We start from the raw sequence: 15047 nt of genomic DNA on the forward strand, positions 1-15047 counted from the left end.
TCTGTCGGGCAGGGCATCGCCCTGTGGGGGATAAATGGACGAACCTGTCGTAAAATTAGAAAACGTTTGGAAGATCTTCGGCTCGCGTGCGGAAGAGGCAATGGAAGCGGTCAGAAACGAAGGCATAGGCAAGCCGGAGGTTCTGGAGCGGTTCAACTGTGTTGTCGGCGTTCAGGGCGCCACGTTCGAAGTGCCGAGGGGTGAGATTTTCTGTATCATGGGGCTGTCCGGCTCGGGCAAGTCCACATTGGTGCGACATGTGAATCGATTGATCGAACCCACGGCGGGTCGGATCGAGATTCTGGGTCACGATGTTTCGAAACTGTCGGATTCCGAGTTGCGCCGCATTCGTGCCCAGCAAATCGGGATGGTCTTTCAGCACATGGCGCTGATGCCGCATCGTTCCGTGCGCGATAATGTGGCCTATCCGTTGGAGATCCGAAAGGTGTCCAAGTCAAAGCGCTGGGCCGTCTCGGATCACGCGCTGAGCCTGGTGAATCTGACAGGTTACGAGGACCGCCTGCCCAAAGAGCTTTCGGGCGGGATGCAGCAACGCGTGGGGATCGCGCGGGCGCTGGCCTCGGACCCGGAAATCCTGTTGATGGATGAACCGTTCTCTGCCCTTGATCCGCTGATCCGCCTGCAGTTGCAGGACCAGTTCAAAGCACTTGTGGCGCAGCTCAAAAAAACCACTCTGTTCATCACCCACGATCTGGACGAAGCCATTCGGATCGGCCACCGGATTGCGATCATGAAGGATGGCGTCATCGTACAGATCGGAACCCCCGAAGACATCGTCATGAACCCGTCCGACGATTACGTGCGCGAATTCGTTCAGGGCATCTCAAAACTCAAACTGGTCAAGGCGCATTCCATCATGGAGCCGGTGGACAGTTACTCAGGGCCACTTGACGGTGCGCCCCGAGCCGACGAGGGCGCGGATCTGGATCAATTGATCGACCTGGCCGTGAATTCTGATCTGCCGGTCGTCATCACGGATGCGGGTATCGATGTGGGTGTCGTGACCAAGCCGCGCCTGTTGCGCGGTATCCAGGGGGGCAAAAATGACTGATGCTGCAACAGAGATGAAAGTAACCGCCGCCTCTGATATCGAGGTCGATCGCGAGGCCTTGGACCTTTCCATCAAAGAGTTCGCGGGTCCGAACGGTGACTACTATGTCAATGCGTTCCACAAGATTCATGATGCGACCAGCGCGATTCCAAACACGTTCAACAAGTGGGCCGCGGTGCTGGGGCCATTCTGGTCTGCGTCACGCGCCATTTGGGGCATGTTCTGGACCTTTCTGATCCTTGAGATCATCGCGTGGGTCCAGATCGGCAGGGGCGCGTGGGGCAATCCCGGCGCGGATTTCGCCGAGCGCGCTGCGCGTCAGCAGGAACGTGCGGCCGAACTGTTGGCGCGCGCAGCGGATGCCACGGAACAGGCCGACATCGACCGTTTCACCAAACTGGCCGAGAACATACAAAAAGCAGCGGCCACAAGTCTGGAAAGGGCTGCCGCTGCGCAGTCTGAGGCGGCAGGAATCCTGATTACCGGGTTGTTGATGTTGCTGGTGTTCAAGTTGGTTCAAGGGTTCTATGCCGACCGCGTCTACGAAAAACAGTATTCGAACTGGCGCATCGATCCCGACAGCACTGAAAGTGGGCGTTCGACCCGTAACATCGTCATGGGCGCGATCCTTGTTGCGGCAATCGGACCATTGATTGTGTACAAGTTCACCGTGAACGCATCCCTTCCATTGTTGGACGCGTTCCCGGAACAGCAAGTGTCTGCGATGTTTCTTGGCGAGGGCAACGGCACGCTGTTCTCGAGCCTGGCAAACTGGATGGAGGCCAGGATTGATGCGGCCGCTGCGGCGGGCGGCGACATCTTTGACGGGATCGTGGCGGGCGTGCGCTCGGTGCTTGATGCGCTGACGATTGCACTGATTGGGTCGCCCTGGCCGGTGGTCATGCTGGTCATTTGTGTGACGGCCTGGCGTGCGGCGGGACCAAGGGTTGCCATCTTCACCGCGTCTTCCCTGGCCTATATCGCGTTGCTGGGGTATTGGGACGTGGCGATGGAAACGGTTGCTCTGGTCGGTGCGGCGGTGTTGCTGTGCGTCGTCTTCGGCATTCCGCTGGGTATCTGGTTCGGCAAATCGCAGCGCGCTTATCGCGCGGCGGAACCGGTTCTGGACCTGATGCAGACGCTTCCCGCCTTCGTCTACCTGATCCCGATCATCGCCTTCTTCGGCACCGGCAACCCGCCGGGGATTCTGGCCACCATCATCTTTGGCATGCCGCCTGTGATCCGCCTGACGGCACTGGGCATGCGCGGGGTTCCGGAAAGCATCAAAGAAGCTGCCGTCGCTTTTGGCGCGTCGAAATGGCAACTGTTGAAGGATGTTGAAATCCCGCTGGCGCTGCCATCGATCATGACCGGTGTGAACCAGACGATCCTGATGTGCCTGTCCATGGTCGTGATCATCTCACTGATTGGCGGGGGCGGTTTGGGCAAGGAAATCCTCGAGGCGCTGCAATACGCTGCCAAGGGGCCGGGCCTGCTGGGGGGCTTTGCGATCCTGTTCCTTGCCATGGTCATGGACCGGATCGTGCAGGGCGCGTTCCGACGAGAAGACGAAAAACTCTGAACGCAAACGCCCCCGGTTCTGATCGGGGGCGCTTTTCTTTGATCCGAGGAAATCATGACCGACCCGTACGAACAATCGATGATGGACAACCTGTATTGGTGGGGCGTGCCCACACTGTTCCGGTGTCCCAATGTCGGGCCCGAAGGGCAGGATATCGCACTGGCGGGCGTGCCGCATTCGACGGGCAACGGCACGACCGAAAGGGACCAGCACCTGGGACCACGCGCGTTGCGGCATGTCTCGGCCGTACAACGTAGGGTGCATTCGGTCTTTGAAATTGATCCTTGGCAGAGTGCGCGGATCGCCGATGTTGGTGATGTGCCTTTTCCAAAGGCCAACGACAACGAAGACTGCATCGAACGCATCACTGAATTCTACAAGACCATAGACGCGGCCGGAGCGCGCCCCGTTTCCGTCGGAGGCGACCATTCCATCACCGGTGGCATTGTTCAGGCCCTGGGTGGCGGCAAGCTTGCAGGCGGGCAGCCGGTCAGCTTTCTGCATCTGGACGCGCATACGGATGTCTTCACCAAGGTTGATCACTTTCTTGGTGCCAAGAAATCAGCGGCTCACTGGGGGGCCTATCTGGCCGATCAGGGGCAGGTGGATCCAACCCGGTCGATGCAGATCGGTCTGCGGGGCCATCCACGCAGCCTGGACTGGCTGCAACCGTCTTATGACTACGGGTACAATATCGTCACAATGCGAGAGTTCCGACAGCGCGGGTTGGCCGATGTGGTCGCGCAGACCAAAGAGGTTTTGGGTGACCGCCCGGTTTACATCACCTTCGATCTGGACTGTCTGGACCCAACCGTCGCGCCGGCCGTGTCCAATCTGGAACCGGGTGAGAAGGGGTTTGACATAGATGAGGCGGTCGGCATCCTGCGCGCGGCGCGCGGATTGAACATCATCGGCGGCGATGTGGTCTGCATGATGCCCACCAAGGACAGCCCCAACAACATCACCGCGCTGACGGCGGCGGCCGTGATGTTCGAGATGATTTCGATGATCGCCGAGAACGTCGCGCGGGCCTAGCGCCGCGCGTCGATCGCCTGTGCCAGAACACACAGCAACTCGAACATCAGCGAGATGCCAAGCCACGCCGTCCCGCCTTGGGGGTCGAATGGCGGTGACACTTCGACAAGATCGGCGCCAACAAGGTTCAGACCGGACATCCTGCGAATGACCTGCTGGGCCTGAAAGCTGTTGGGCCCGCCGATTTCAGGTGTTCCTGTGCCGGGGGCGTAAGTTGGATCGACAAAGTCGATGTCATAGGTGCAATAGGTCGGCTGCATGCCAACGATATCGCGTACCTCGTTCATAACGTCGACCATGCCCCTGTCGAACAGTTCTTCGATACGGATGATGCGGATGCCCTGCGCCTCGCCCCATTCGATATCTTCAGTGTTGTAGGCGGTGCCGCGAATCCCGACTTGTACAAAACGCTTCGGGTCCACCAACCCTTCCTCGACCGCTCGACGGAACGGGGTGCCGTGGGTGAATTTGTGACCTCCGAAATAAGTGTCGAACAAGTCCGTGTGACTGTCGAACTGGATCAGGCCAACCGGACCCGAAGCGGCCAGGGCTCGCAGGACGGGCAGGGTGGTCAGGTGATCTCCTCCGGCGGTCAATGGTGTGATGTTGCGGCTTCGAAGATCCGTGTAGAAACGCGTGACCCGATCCAGCGTGTCTTCTATGTCGACGGGGTTGGGGGCGACGTCTCCTAGATCTGCGCAGTTCACCATTGAAAACGGTGCCACACCCGTAACCGGGTTCATCGCCCTGATCATGGTGGAATAATCTCTTAATTGCCGCGGACCATGCCGGGCGCCGGGGCGATTGGTGGTTCCGCCGTCCCAAGGGATACCGACGATGCCCAGTTCGACCTCCGAGATCCGTTCGTGCGCCAGATCCAGCATGGGCAGGCGCATGAATGCGGGAATGCCGGCAAATCGGGCCAGTTCCATGGCGGACACCGGTTGAAAAAATGAATCGGCCATGATGCCCCATCCTCTGCTAGTTTCCTCAGTGACCCTAACGGTTCAGGACCGGGCTGGAAATGCCCGCCGCTCTTCAAGACAGGATATGAAAACGCCGGCGGATTTCGGCGTCTTGTTCAGGGGTGAGGTATTTGGGGTAATGCGTGCTCAACACCTCTTGAGCGACGCGCCGTGCGGATGACCACGCATCCATCGCACCATCGGTTTGCCAGGTGCGGGGCTCCTGACGATCGGCGAGTTTCGGATAGAAATAGTCTCGTTCCATGGCTTCATAGGTTTGCTCGCTGCCCAGAAAATGCCCATCGCCCAGAACCGAATGGCATATGGCGTCAAAGCCAAGATTCGCTTCGGTGACCTCGATCCCGCGCAAGACACGATAGGTGTGCGAGTGCATTTCGTTGTCGAGAACGAAGGCCTCGAAGCTGACCCCGAGCAGAGATGCCGTCATGCCCGAGCTTTCATAGATCAGATTGCCTCCTGCCAGCGCTGCCGCCAGCGACGTGATGCCTTTTTCTGCCCCATGCTGGGCGTCGATGGCCTTGGCATCGGCCATCGAAGCGGCCACGCCAGACGGCAAACCCAGCCAGTTCGTGATTTGCGCCGACGCCGCATTCAGGATTGCGGTCTCGCCGCTGCCCCCTGCGAAAGAGCCGGTCCTGAGATCCACGATGAAAGGCCAGTTGGAAAAGACCATCGGAAAGCCGGGTTTGATCGCATTGACCATCACGAGACTGGCCAGCGTTTCGGCCAGTGATTGCGCCAGAAATCCGGCCAGAGTTGCCGGGGCGGTTGCGCCCGCCTGCGCGGCCGTGATGCAGGACATCGGTATGTTATGGGCGATGCATTCATAAACCACGTCCACGGCATCCTCGCCGTATCGCATTGGTGAAATGATCGGACTTATATGCGCTTTCAGGAAGGGGCGTTTGGCGAATTCCCCGACCCCGCCGGCGACGATATCCAGCATGTCGACGATCGGGCCGACATGTTCCGCCAACGTGAAAGACGTTGCCATTGGCTTGGTTGTATTGCGTACCAAAGCGTAAACGGTGTTGACGTCCAGATCGAACACATCCGGGACGTCGGTTGCCACGCAGCATCGGGTAAACCAACTGACGTTGGCCAGCGTGTCCTGTAGCCGGGTGAAATCATGCAGATCGGCCAGGGTGGAGGGGCGATAAAGCCCACTGTTGATATCAAGGGTCTGAACCGCAGCACCGCCGGTGCCAAAATACACGCGGTCGCCACCCACCTCGATGGATCGTTTTTCATCCCGGCCATGAAAGGTAAAGCTCTTCGCGGCCGAGGCGATGGCCTGTTTGACCATTGAACGGGGAAAAACCAACCGGTTCTGTGCCCGATCCTGGGCACCCGCCGCCCTGAGATCGATCGCCAGCCTGTCCGGCACGTCTCCCATCCCCAGCTCTTCCAGCAAACGCAGCGCCGTGTCATGGATTTTCTCGATTTCCGATAGGCTCAAGGGCTTGAATGCCCCGCCTTTCTGACCGGGCGGGCAAGGATCAATGACGGGCTTGGCCGCACGCTGCGCATGCCGTGCTTTGCGTCCGCTTCGTTTGAGGCTGTCGGATGGCATGTGTTTTCGTCACCTTGCGTTTTCCTGCACCGTAGGACCCAAGTTGTCCCGGTATCAAAGAAGAAGTGCCGTTTTCAGAATCCGAAATCGCGGTTTCGATTTTCCGGCACCCGCATCTGCCCTGTTGTCTGCCTATCCCGTTATTCAGCAAGACTGGTGCCGAAGTTGAAGGAGCAATGCCATGAAGTCGCGTACCAGAGCCGTTGTGATAGGGGGCGGGATCGCCGGATGTTCGACGCTCTACCACCTGACCCGGGAAGGGTGGACCGATGTGGTTTTGGTCGAACGGAATGAGCTGACCTCGGGCACGACATGGCATTCGGCGGCGCAGGTCACCAATTTCGGCATGAACCAGACGATGGTCGGCCTGAAATCTCATTCGATCCGTCTGTACAAGGAACTGGCCGACGATCCGGATTACCCGATCAACTATCACCACGCAGACGGAGGCATCCGTCTGGCCAACACCGAAGGGCAGATGCAGGGCTATCGTCACTTTGCGTCCATGGCGCGGGGAATGGACGTGCATTTCGAGGTGATAGACGCGGATGAATGTGCCCGGAGACACCCGTTGATTTCGACCGAAAATCTCATCGGTGGGCTTTGGGATCCTCTGGACGGCGACATCGATCCGGCGCAGTTGTGCCAGGCCCTTGCGCGCCGGGCACGCAAGGCGGGCGCCGAGGTGTATCGAAATACGCCGGTGACCGCGCTGACACAGCACAGCGATGACACCTGGACCGTGCATACCGAGCACGGGGATATCGACTGTGATGTCGTCGTCAACGCCTGTGGTTACAGGGTCAACGAAGTCGGCGCCATGATGGGTGTTCATCATCCCGTGTCGTCCATGGAACATCAGTATTTCCTGACCGAAGAAATCGAGGCTATCCGGGATGCCGGGCATCGGATGCCGCTGCTGCGCTGCCCGATCAGCGACTATTATTGCCGACAGGAAAAGAACGGGCTGCTACTCGGGTTCTACGAGCAGGGATGTAAGACCTGGGGTATGGACGGGATCGATCCGAACTTCGTGAACGCTTTGTGCCCGGATGATCTGGACCGTGTGACCGATGTGCTGGAAGGGGCCTTCGCGCGCATGCCTGCCTTGATGGAGGTTGGTATTCACACCGTGGTCAACGGGCCAATCACCTACACAATTGACGGGGCGCCTCTGGTCGGTCCGATCCCGGGAAAACGCAACGCGTTTTGTATCATTGGCCTGCGGGCCGGGCTGGGTGAAGGTGGCGGTCACGGATGGTTGCTGGCACAGCAGATCGTGCATGGCGAGGCATGCTATGACACGTGGTGCCTCGATCCCCGAAGGTTCGCCGGACATGCAAATGTGGAACTCACGGCACTAAAGGCGATTGAAGATTACCAGAACGAATTCAGGTTCCACTTTCCGCATGAACATCGCCCTGCGGGCCGACCCGCCAAGACGACCCCTCTGACGCCTGTTCTGGCATCCGAAGGGGCCGAGTTCACTGTGGTCAACGGATGGGAAAGGGTGGACTATTTCAAACCCGATCCCGATTTCACGCCGACGCTCAGTTTCGATTTTGACGAAACCTTCGATTTGGTGGCCGCCGAAGTCGAAAGCATTCGAACCGGCGTCGGGCTTGCAGAGGTAAACGGGTTCAACCGCATCGAGATCACAGGATCGGACAGGCACGCATTCCTGGATCGGTTGTTTTGCGGGCTTGTTCCTCGGCGTGAGGGGCGTGTCGGGTTGGGATACCTGTTGAATGACCATGGTACGATCAAGGCAGAAGCGACGATTGCCAATCTGCCCGCCTGCGACAGGGGGCCGGCCCGCGTTTGGTATGGTTCCGCCGCGGCAAGCGAGTTTCACGACATGGATTGGTTGCGCCTGCATCTGCGCAGCGATGAGGACGTTCAGTTGCGCAGCCTGACAAATGATCAGACCATTCTGGTTCTGGCTGGCCCGAAGTCGCGTTCTGTCTTGTCAGCCTGCGCCAGAGGAGATTGGTCGGCAGATGCGTTCCCGTGGCTCAGCGTGCGCGAGTGCTTTGTCGGTATTGCTCCGGCGACGGTCATGAACCTGAGTTACTCGGGCGAGCTGGCCTATGAAATCCATGTTCCAAATGCCTCGCTTTTTGCGGCCTATCTTGCCTTGCGCGAGGCCGGCGAAACGCATGGGCTGAAACTGTTCGGTGCCAGGGCCGTTGAATCCATGCGCATGGAGAAGAGCTTTTTGCACTGGAAAGCCGATCTGATCACCGAATTTGATCCTTTTGAAACCGGCTTGGATCGGTTCGTCCGACTGGAAAAGGGCGCCTTCGTGGGGCGTGATGCCTTGTTGAAACGGAAATCGGATGGACCACGACGCAAGCTGGTCCCCTTGCGCATCGATTCATCCCTTGGCCCCGCGCATCCCGGCGCATCACTGATGCAGGATGATACTGTCGTTGGCACCATCACGTCGGGCGAATGGGGGTATCGCACGGAGCTAAATCTGGCGCACGCTTTCATTCATCCGTCCCTGGCGCAGCTTGGCCGCGAAATGGAACTGGACAGCTGCGGGAAACGGATTGGTGCGACGGTTATCAGCCCAAGCCCGTACGACCCGGATTTTGTGCGGATGAAAGCCTAGAATCGACCGTTTCGATCAACTTCTTCATTGCCGCATGGGCAAAACTTTGCTTCGCTAGTTTCGAACAAATCGAAACAATGGTCGGTTGCCGTGTCCAAATCTCTGAGTCTTCGATGGCTGGAAGTGTTTCAGTTGATCGCCAAATCCGGATCGATTCAGCAAGTCGCATCAGAAACAGACTTGTCGATCAGCACGGTTTCGAACCACCTGCGCAGCCTCGAACGCGCGTTGGGAATTGAATTGGTCGACCATGGGCGCCGCCCGATGGGCCTGACGCCGGCGGGCGAGGTGTTTGCCCGCTATGTGCGTGAGGGTCTGACTGTGTTGAAACGCGGTGAGGCCGAGATACGAACGGGAAACTGGCAGCATGCGACGGATCTGCGGCTGGCATTGATCGATGATTTCGACAACCAGATCGCGCCCGACCTTGTTCGTTTTCTGGCGCAGGCTCTGCCGCGGTGCAATTTCCGCCATTTCACGCGCCCAAGCCACGAAATTCTTGCCAAACTTCAGGAACACAAGCTTGACGTGGGCGTCGCCACACGACCGCTGGGTCGTACCGAGGGGCTGATCGAATATCCGTTGATGAGAGACCCCTTCATCGTCGTGGTTCCCAACAAGTTCGAAGGGTCCCCGGAAGAGCTGTTCAATCCGGATGCCGACCTGCCATTGTTGAGGTATTCGCGTGACTATGTGATCGGCAAGCAGATTGAAACTCAACTGGCCCGAAGCAAGTTTAGCCTGCCCAACCGGTTTGAACTGGAGTGCAACCAATCCATCATCGGCCTGGTCGCGCAGGGCAGTGGCTGGGCAATCACGACGGCGGCGTGCTTTCACCGAACGCAGAGGTTTCACAACAGCGTAAAGGCCATGCCTTTTCCCGGCAGCAACTTCGTTCGCACAGTATCGCTGTTTACAACCGAAGTATACCCGGCAACAACGTCGGTGCTGATCCAGAAGGCCATGAGCAAATTGATACGTCAGCATTTCACAAGACCGATGTGTGCCCGACACAACTGGCTGAAGAATGAGTTCCGCACCATGGAGATAGAGGGCGTCTAGCCCAATCTGACCGGGGTGCCGAACGGCTGATGGTTTAGGGCGGATGCTCGCAGGGCTTAAACTGGACTTGCCGTGTTGGTGTTTCGGGAAACCGGGCCGATGTTCGAATTGCGGTCTGTGCTGGTCCGGGTTCTTTCTGACGGTGTGTCGAATTCGTCTCGCCTCGGGCTCAAAGCGCTTCTAGTCTCTGAAGGACAGGCAATCACGTCAACAGGAAGCCAAATGAGCTGGATCAGAACCATCCCATTCGAGCAGGCCACAGGCAGGCTGAAGAAACTCTATGACCGCGTCACGGGCCCGGGCAACAATGTGGACAATATCATGATGGCGCATTCGTTGCGTCCGCATTCGATGGAAGGGCACATGGCGATCTACAAGGCGGTGCTGCATCACTCGGGCAACAAGATACCGAAATGGTTTCTCGAGGTGCTGGGCGTGTGGGTCAGCTCTCTGAACCGATGCGGGTATTGCGTCGAACACCATTTCGCAGGGTTGCAGCGGTTGCTGGGCAACGAAGAACGGGGAAACGCGATCCGGGCGGCGATCGAAGCCCGTGATCCGGCCGCCGCGCCATTGGATGCAGCGCAGGTGGCGGCCATGACCTATGCGCGCAAACTGACCGAGGATCCGGGCCATCTGGTCGAAGCGGATGTGACGGCGCTGCGCACGGCAGGGTGGGATGATGGAGAAATCCTCGAGATCAATCAGGTCTGTTCCTACTTCTCTTATGCGAACCGCACGGTTCTGGGGCTGGGATGTTCGACGGAAGGCGACGAATTGGGTCTGTCGCCCAACAACTCTGACAACCCTGACGATTGGGGGCATAGATGAAGCCTGAAACAAGGGGATCAGCGACCCGGTGCGCCAAACGGGCGCCAGCCTCGGCCATGTTGGCCGAGGTCGATTAGACGATCCTATTAAGGATTCAGGCAAGGGCCGCTCGAGCACGGCTTGAAAAACGGCGTTTGTATCGGAACCTTGTATCCAGTGCGGAATATATGGGTTTTTGAGGCATCAATTTGACCCCAATCAAAGCGCATCCTTGGCCTTTCTGCTAGCTCCTTTCCGGGACAACAGAAAAGGAAAGATTTCATGGAAGCCATTGCTCGGGTCGAAACAAATTCAACTCAGGTCAAGACCAGGCCGACGCCGGTTGCAGAGGTCGCAGAGCCCAGCCCTGAAAAGATCCGGCAGGCGTTTGAAAGCGGCAAGTACCCCTATGGCCGCAAGATGGCGCGGTCGGTGTACGAAGAACAGAAGGCCAAGCTTCAGGCAGAGTTGCTGAAGGTTCAGTTGTGGGCGCAGGAAACCGGGCAGCGTTTCGTTCTGCTGTTCGAAGGGCGCGATGCTGCCGGCAAGGGCGGTACGATAAAGCGCTTCATGGAGCACCTCAATCCGCGTCAGGCCCGAGTCGTGGCCTTGAATAAACCCACTTGGGAAGAAAAGGGGCAGTGGTATTACCAGCGCTATATTCAGGAACTGCCAACAGTTGGCGAAATGGTGTTCTACGACCGGTCCTGGTACAACCGCGCCGGTGTCGAGCGGGTGATGGGCTTCTGCTCTCCCAATGAATATCTGGAATTCATGCGGCAGACGCCAGAGTTGGAGCGGATGCTGGTACGTTCGGGCATCCAGCTTTACAAATACTGGTTCTCAGTCACGCAGGAAGAACAGCAGCGTCGTTTCAAAAGTCGCGAGACGGATCCTCTGAAACAGTGGAAATTGTCACCGATTGACAAGGCCAGCCTCAGCAAGTGGGACGATTATACCGAAGCAAAAGAGGCCATGTTCTTTTACACCGATACCGCGGACGCGCCGTGGACGATCATCAAGTCGAATGACAAGAAACGCGCGCGGCTGAATTGTATGCGCCATTTCCTGTCGACGCTGGACTATCCGGGCAAGGATCACGACACTGTGGGTGAGCCCGATCCGTTGATCGTGGGGCAGGCGCATCACGTGATTCACCGCTCCGAGCATATTCTGGGTACAGCACTGCATCCGGACGCTCGTTAATCACGCCGGTGCCCGCCTGGACTGCGCAAGCGGGCACCGAAGTATCATGTTGACATTTTAGCGATCATCTCTTGTCTCGCGCCAAGCCCGCGCATATGGCTGGTGCGATGACAAAAGTGATGACATATCCGGCCCACTTTCGGGCAATTGCCGTGCTTGGCCTGCCGTTGATCGGTGGCCACCTGGCGCAGTTTGCCATCGGCCTGACCGATACCGTCATGCTGGGCTGGTACGGGGTCGAGGCGCTGGCGGCGGTTACCCTGGCCAGCAGCTATTATTTCGTTCTGTTTTTGTTTGGTGCCGGGTTTGGCTGGGCCGTCATGCCGATGGTTGCCACCGCAGCGGCAGAAGGGGACGAAACCAGCATTCGCCGCTCGACCCGCATGGGGCTGTGGTTGTCGCTGCTATACGCTGCGGTGGTCATGCCGTTGTTGTGGTGGTCCTATCCGATCCTGATCGCCATGAAGCAAGAGCCGCATATCGCTGAAACCGCGTCGGAATATTTGCGCGTTGCAGGTTGGGGGTTGTTTCCGGCGCTCATCGTGATGGTGTTGAAGTCCTACCTTGCGGCTCTGGAGCGAACTCAGATCGTGCTGTGGATCACGGTTACGGCGGCGGTTGTGAACGGGTTTACCAACTATGCGCTGATCTTTGGCAATTGGGGCGCGCCGGAACTGGGCGTGATGGGCGCTGCGATCGCTTCGATCGCGACGCAGGTCGTTTCACTGGTCGCGGTTGTCGTCTATGTGGTCCGGACCTTGCCGGAACACAGCCTGTTCCAGCGCTTCTGGCGTCCGGATTGGGAAATGTTCATCAGCGTGTGGAAACTGGGCGTGCCCATTGGCCTGACCACCCTGGCCGAGGTGTCGCTGTTTGCAACATCCGCCGTGATGATGGGCTGGCTGGGTCAGGTCCCGCTGGCCGCGCACGGGATCGCCCTGAATCTGGCGTCGGCCACATTCATGGTGCACCTGGGGCTGTCAAATGCGGCTACCATCCGGGCCGGCAACGCGTTGGGCCGCCGGGACAAGGCGCATCTGGAGAAAGGTGCGATTGCCGTGACGGGCATGTCGCTGGTCATGTCCGTCGTGACCGTCATCCTGTTCCTGACATATGCCGAGCCGCTGATTTCCCTGTTCATGGAGGCCGATGATCCGCAGCGCGGACAAATTCTGGCAATCGGGACAGGGTTGCTGGCCATGGCTGCCCTGTTCCAACTGGTCGACGGGGCGCAGGTGATTGCGCTGGGACTGCTGCGTGGTTTGCAGGATGCCAAGATACCGATGGTTATGGCGGCGCTCAGCTATTGGGTGGTGGGAATTCCGGCGTCCTACTATTTCGGCTTCGTCCGTCAGATGGACGGCATCGGTGTCTGGCTGGGGCTGGTGCTTGGCCTGGCTTTCGCGGCGGTGCTGCTGATGGCCCGGTTCTGGATGCATTCGGTGCGGCAGATGCAGGCGCCGGCGGAACCTGCCTAGTCTTTGCTCAACCGGTCGGCCTTTTTCCGAACCAGAACCGTGCGCAGATCGTGCATCGCCATCAGCAACCTGTCGGTTACATCCTCAAGCTGTTCGTCGCTTGCCTTGGACTGCGCCCATTGCGTTGTCAGATTCAGATAGTCGACAGCGCGGTGAATGTCGTCGATGTCGCGCTGGGCCAGTACGGCCCGGCGCTCGTCCATCCATTGGGCGATCTCTGCCTGATCCCGTTCGGACAAAACCCGTTGGCCGTGCGGCTTGACCTCACCGTTGCGGATGTTGATGACGGCGATCTGGTCCATCTCGATCCGGCGCTGGCGGTTTTCCGTATCGATCCGAAACACCGCGGCCCCGTTTTCACGGATGCGAAAATAATATTCGGGCAGGTCGGCAGACATGTTTACCTCAGAGATGCACAAAAGCGCTGAATACGAGCGCAAGCTTCGGTCAGGGCTGCATCGGACGTCGCATAGCTGACCCGGAAGTTGGGTGACAGGCCGAAGGCCGCGCCAAACACGACGGCGACATCCGCCTCTTCCAGCAGGGCCGTGGCAAAGGCTTCATCGTTTTCGATGACGGTTCCCGCGGGTGTCGTTTTGCCAATCAGCCCGGCGATCGAGGGGTAGACATAAAACGCGCCCTCGGGTGTCGGGCAGGTTATGCCGTCAATCTCGTCCAACATGCGCACCACCAGATCACGGCGGCGTTTGAACGTTTCATTGTTCGGGGCCAGAAAATCCTGTGTTCCGTTCAGCGCTTCCACCGCCGCCCACTGGCTGATCGAGCAGGGGTTCGAGGTGGATTGCGACTGGATCTTGCGCATCGCCGAGATGAGTTCGACCGGACCGGCCGCATAACCGATGCGCCAGCCGGTCATGGCGTAGGCTTTCGAAACACCGTTGCAGGTGAGCGTCCTGTCATACAGGCCGGGCTCCACCTCGGCAGGCGTGCAGAATTCAAACCCGTCATAGGCCAGGTGTTCATACATGTCGTCCGACATGATCCAGACATGCGGATGGCGCATCAGAACATCGGTGAGGGCCTTGAGCTCATCCCGGCTGTACCCTGCGCCTGTCGGGTTCGAGGGCGAGTTGAAGATGAACCACTTTGTCCTTGGGGTGATGGCGGCTTCCAGTTGTTCTGCCGTCAGCTTGAAGCTGTTCGCCAGCGTCGTTTCAACAACAACCGGCGTTCCACCTGCCAGCAAAACCATGTCGGGGTAGCTTACCCAAAATGGCGCAGGGATGATCACCTCGTCACCGTCATTCATTGTTGCCATCAAGGCGTTGTACAGCGTCTGCTTGCCGCCCGTTCCAACCGAGATCTGCGCGGGCGTGTAGTCAAGCCCGTGATCGCGCTTCATCTTGGCGCAAACCGCCTGCTTCAGTTCCGGAATGCCGTCCGGTGCGGTGTACTTGGTTTTTCCGGCGGCAATCGCTGCAACAGCGGCGTCCTTGATGTTTTGCGGGGTGTCGAAATCCGGCTCACCCGCGCTCAGGCCGATCACGTCGCGCCCGGCGGCTTTCAACTCGGCGGCCTTGGCTGTCATGGCGATCGTGGGCGATGGTTTGACGCGTGACAGTGTCGCAGACAGGAAACTCATGGATGGCCTCGGTTTGTATGTTC

12 protein-coding genes are annotated in these 15047 nt (G+C 58.6%); 8 read left to right on the forward strand and 4 right to left on the reverse strand.

The features are described from left to right. Positions 1-34: 34 nt before the first annotated feature. The 3 genes from GOW04_RS01680 to GOW04_RS01690 are packed head-to-tail and all read left to right on the forward strand — an operon-like array spanning position 35 to position 3689. Positions 35-1072 carry a glycine betaine/L-proline ABC transporter ATP-binding protein gene (locus GOW04_RS01680; protein WP_171231360.1) on the forward strand — a complete coding sequence of 346 codons (1038 nt, stop codon included), beginning with the start codon at positions 35-37 and terminating at the stop codon, positions 1070-1072. Beyond that, positions 1065-2654, forward strand: coding sequence for a proline/glycine betaine ABC transporter permease (locus tag GOW04_RS01685; protein ID WP_152458503.1), 1590 nt, complete (start codon positions 1065-1067; stop codon positions 2652-2654). The genes GOW04_RS01680 and GOW04_RS01685 overlap by 8 nt, the downstream gene beginning before the upstream one ends. Positions 2655-2708: 54 nt before the next feature. Next, a complete protein-coding gene (locus GOW04_RS01690) occupies positions 2709-3689 on the forward strand; it encodes an arginase family protein (RefSeq protein WP_152458502.1) in 981 nt (326 codons plus the stop codon). Here GOW04_RS01690 and GOW04_RS01695 read toward each other — a convergent pair. Continuing rightward, entirely contained in the window at positions 3686-4654 is a 969-nt protein-coding gene (locus GOW04_RS01695) for an agmatinase (protein ID WP_171231361.1), read from the reverse strand. The two genes, GOW04_RS01690 and GOW04_RS01695, sit on opposite strands and share 4 nt — an antisense overlap. Positions 4655-4727: 73 nt before the next feature. Next, the gene (locus tag GOW04_RS01700) at positions 4728-6248 is read right to left on the reverse strand and encodes a trimethylamine methyltransferase family protein (protein WP_171231362.1); all 1521 of its coding nucleotides are present in this window, start codon (positions 6246-6248) and stop codon (positions 4728-4730) included. 181 nt (positions 6249-6429) lie between these two features. On the opposite strand from GOW04_RS01700, the gene GOW04_RS01705 reads away from it, so the two are divergent. The 5 genes from GOW04_RS01705 (at position 6430) to GOW04_RS01725 (ending at position 13421) form a co-directional block, all read left to right on the forward strand. Continuing rightward, positions 6430-8865, forward strand: coding sequence for an FAD-dependent oxidoreductase (locus GOW04_RS01705; RefSeq protein WP_171231363.1), 2436 nt, complete (start codon positions 6430-6432; stop codon positions 8863-8865). A 90-nt stretch (positions 8866-8955) separates the two neighbouring features. After that, entirely contained in the window at positions 8956-9927 is a 972-nt protein-coding gene (locus GOW04_RS01710; RefSeq protein ID WP_171231364.1) for a LysR family transcriptional regulator, read from the forward strand. 222 nt (positions 9928-10149) lie between these two features. Beyond that, positions 10150-10758 carry a carboxymuconolactone decarboxylase family protein gene (locus GOW04_RS01715; RefSeq protein WP_171231365.1) on the forward strand — a complete coding sequence of 203 codons (609 nt, stop codon included), beginning with the start codon at positions 10150-10152 and terminating at the stop codon, positions 10756-10758. A 261-nt stretch (positions 10759-11019) separates the two neighbouring features. Then, on the forward strand, positions 11020-11943 hold the full coding sequence (gene ppk2, locus GOW04_RS01720; RefSeq protein WP_171231366.1) for a polyphosphate kinase 2: 924 nt from the start codon (positions 11020-11022) through the stop codon (positions 11941-11943). Positions 11944-12062: 119 nt separating this feature from the next. Further along, the gene (locus GOW04_RS01725) at positions 12063-13421 is read left to right on the forward strand and encodes an MATE family efflux transporter (RefSeq protein ID WP_371807885.1); all 1359 of its coding nucleotides are present in this window, start codon (positions 12063-12065) and stop codon (positions 13419-13421) included. Here GOW04_RS01725 and GOW04_RS01730 read toward each other — a convergent pair. Both GOW04_RS01730 and GOW04_RS01735 read right to left on the reverse strand, forming a co-directional pair. Then, complete coding sequence (locus GOW04_RS01730) at positions 13418-13819, reverse strand: hypothetical protein (protein ID WP_170343830.1); 402 nt, start codon at positions 13817-13819, stop codon at positions 13418-13420. The genes GOW04_RS01725 and GOW04_RS01730 overlap by 4 nt on opposite strands. Positions 13820-13821: 2 nt before the next feature. Next, complete coding sequence (locus GOW04_RS01735) at positions 13822-15024, reverse strand: pyridoxal phosphate-dependent aminotransferase (RefSeq protein WP_171231367.1); 1203 nt, start codon at positions 15022-15024, stop codon at positions 13822-13824. Between the last annotated feature and the right edge of the window lie 23 nt (positions 15025-15047).

The sequence above is a fragment of the Ruegeria sp. HKCCA4812 genome (assembly GCF_013034245.1).
Classification (GTDB): Bacteria; Pseudomonadota; Alphaproteobacteria; order Rhodobacterales; family Rhodobacteraceae; genus Ruegeria.

Bases quoted from the DNA above. Each gene is read 5' to 3' on its own strand.
- GOW04_RS01680 (WP_171231360.1), top strand. From the start codon at position 35: ATGGACGAACCTGTCGTAAAATTAGAAAACGTTTGGAAGATCTTCGGC.
- GOW04_RS01685 (WP_152458503.1), top strand. From the start codon at position 1,065: ATGACTGATGCTGCAACAGAGATGAAAGTAACCGCCGCCTCTGATATC.
- GOW04_RS01690 (WP_152458502.1), top strand. From the start codon at position 2,709: ATGACCGACCCGTACGAACAATCGATGATGGACAACCTGTATTGGTGG.
- GOW04_RS01695 (WP_171231361.1), bottom strand. From the start codon at position 4,654: ATGGCCGATTCATTTTTTCAACCGGTGTCCGCCATGGAACTGGCCCGA.
- GOW04_RS01700 (WP_171231362.1), bottom strand. From the start codon at position 6,248: ATGCCATCCGACAGCCTCAAACGAAGCGGACGCAAAGCACGGCATGCG.
- GOW04_RS01705 (WP_171231363.1), top strand. From the start codon at position 6,430: ATGAAGTCGCGTACCAGAGCCGTTGTGATAGGGGGCGGGATCGCCGGA.
- GOW04_RS01715 (WP_171231365.1), top strand. From the start codon at position 10,150: ATGAGCTGGATCAGAACCATCCCATTCGAGCAGGCCACAGGCAGGCTG.
- ppk2 (WP_171231366.1), top strand. From the start codon at position 11,020: ATGGAAGCCATTGCTCGGGTCGAAACAAATTCAACTCAGGTCAAGACC.
- GOW04_RS01725 (WP_371807885.1), top strand. From the start codon at position 12,063: ATGACATATCCGGCCCACTTTCGGGCAATTGCCGTGCTTGGCCTGCCG.
- GOW04_RS01730 (WP_170343830.1), bottom strand. From the start codon at position 13,819: ATGTCTGCCGACCTGCCCGAATATTATTTTCGCATCCGTGAAAACGGG.
- GOW04_RS01735 (WP_171231367.1), bottom strand. From the start codon at position 15,024: ATGAGTTTCCTGTCTGCGACACTGTCACGCGTCAAACCATCGCCCACG.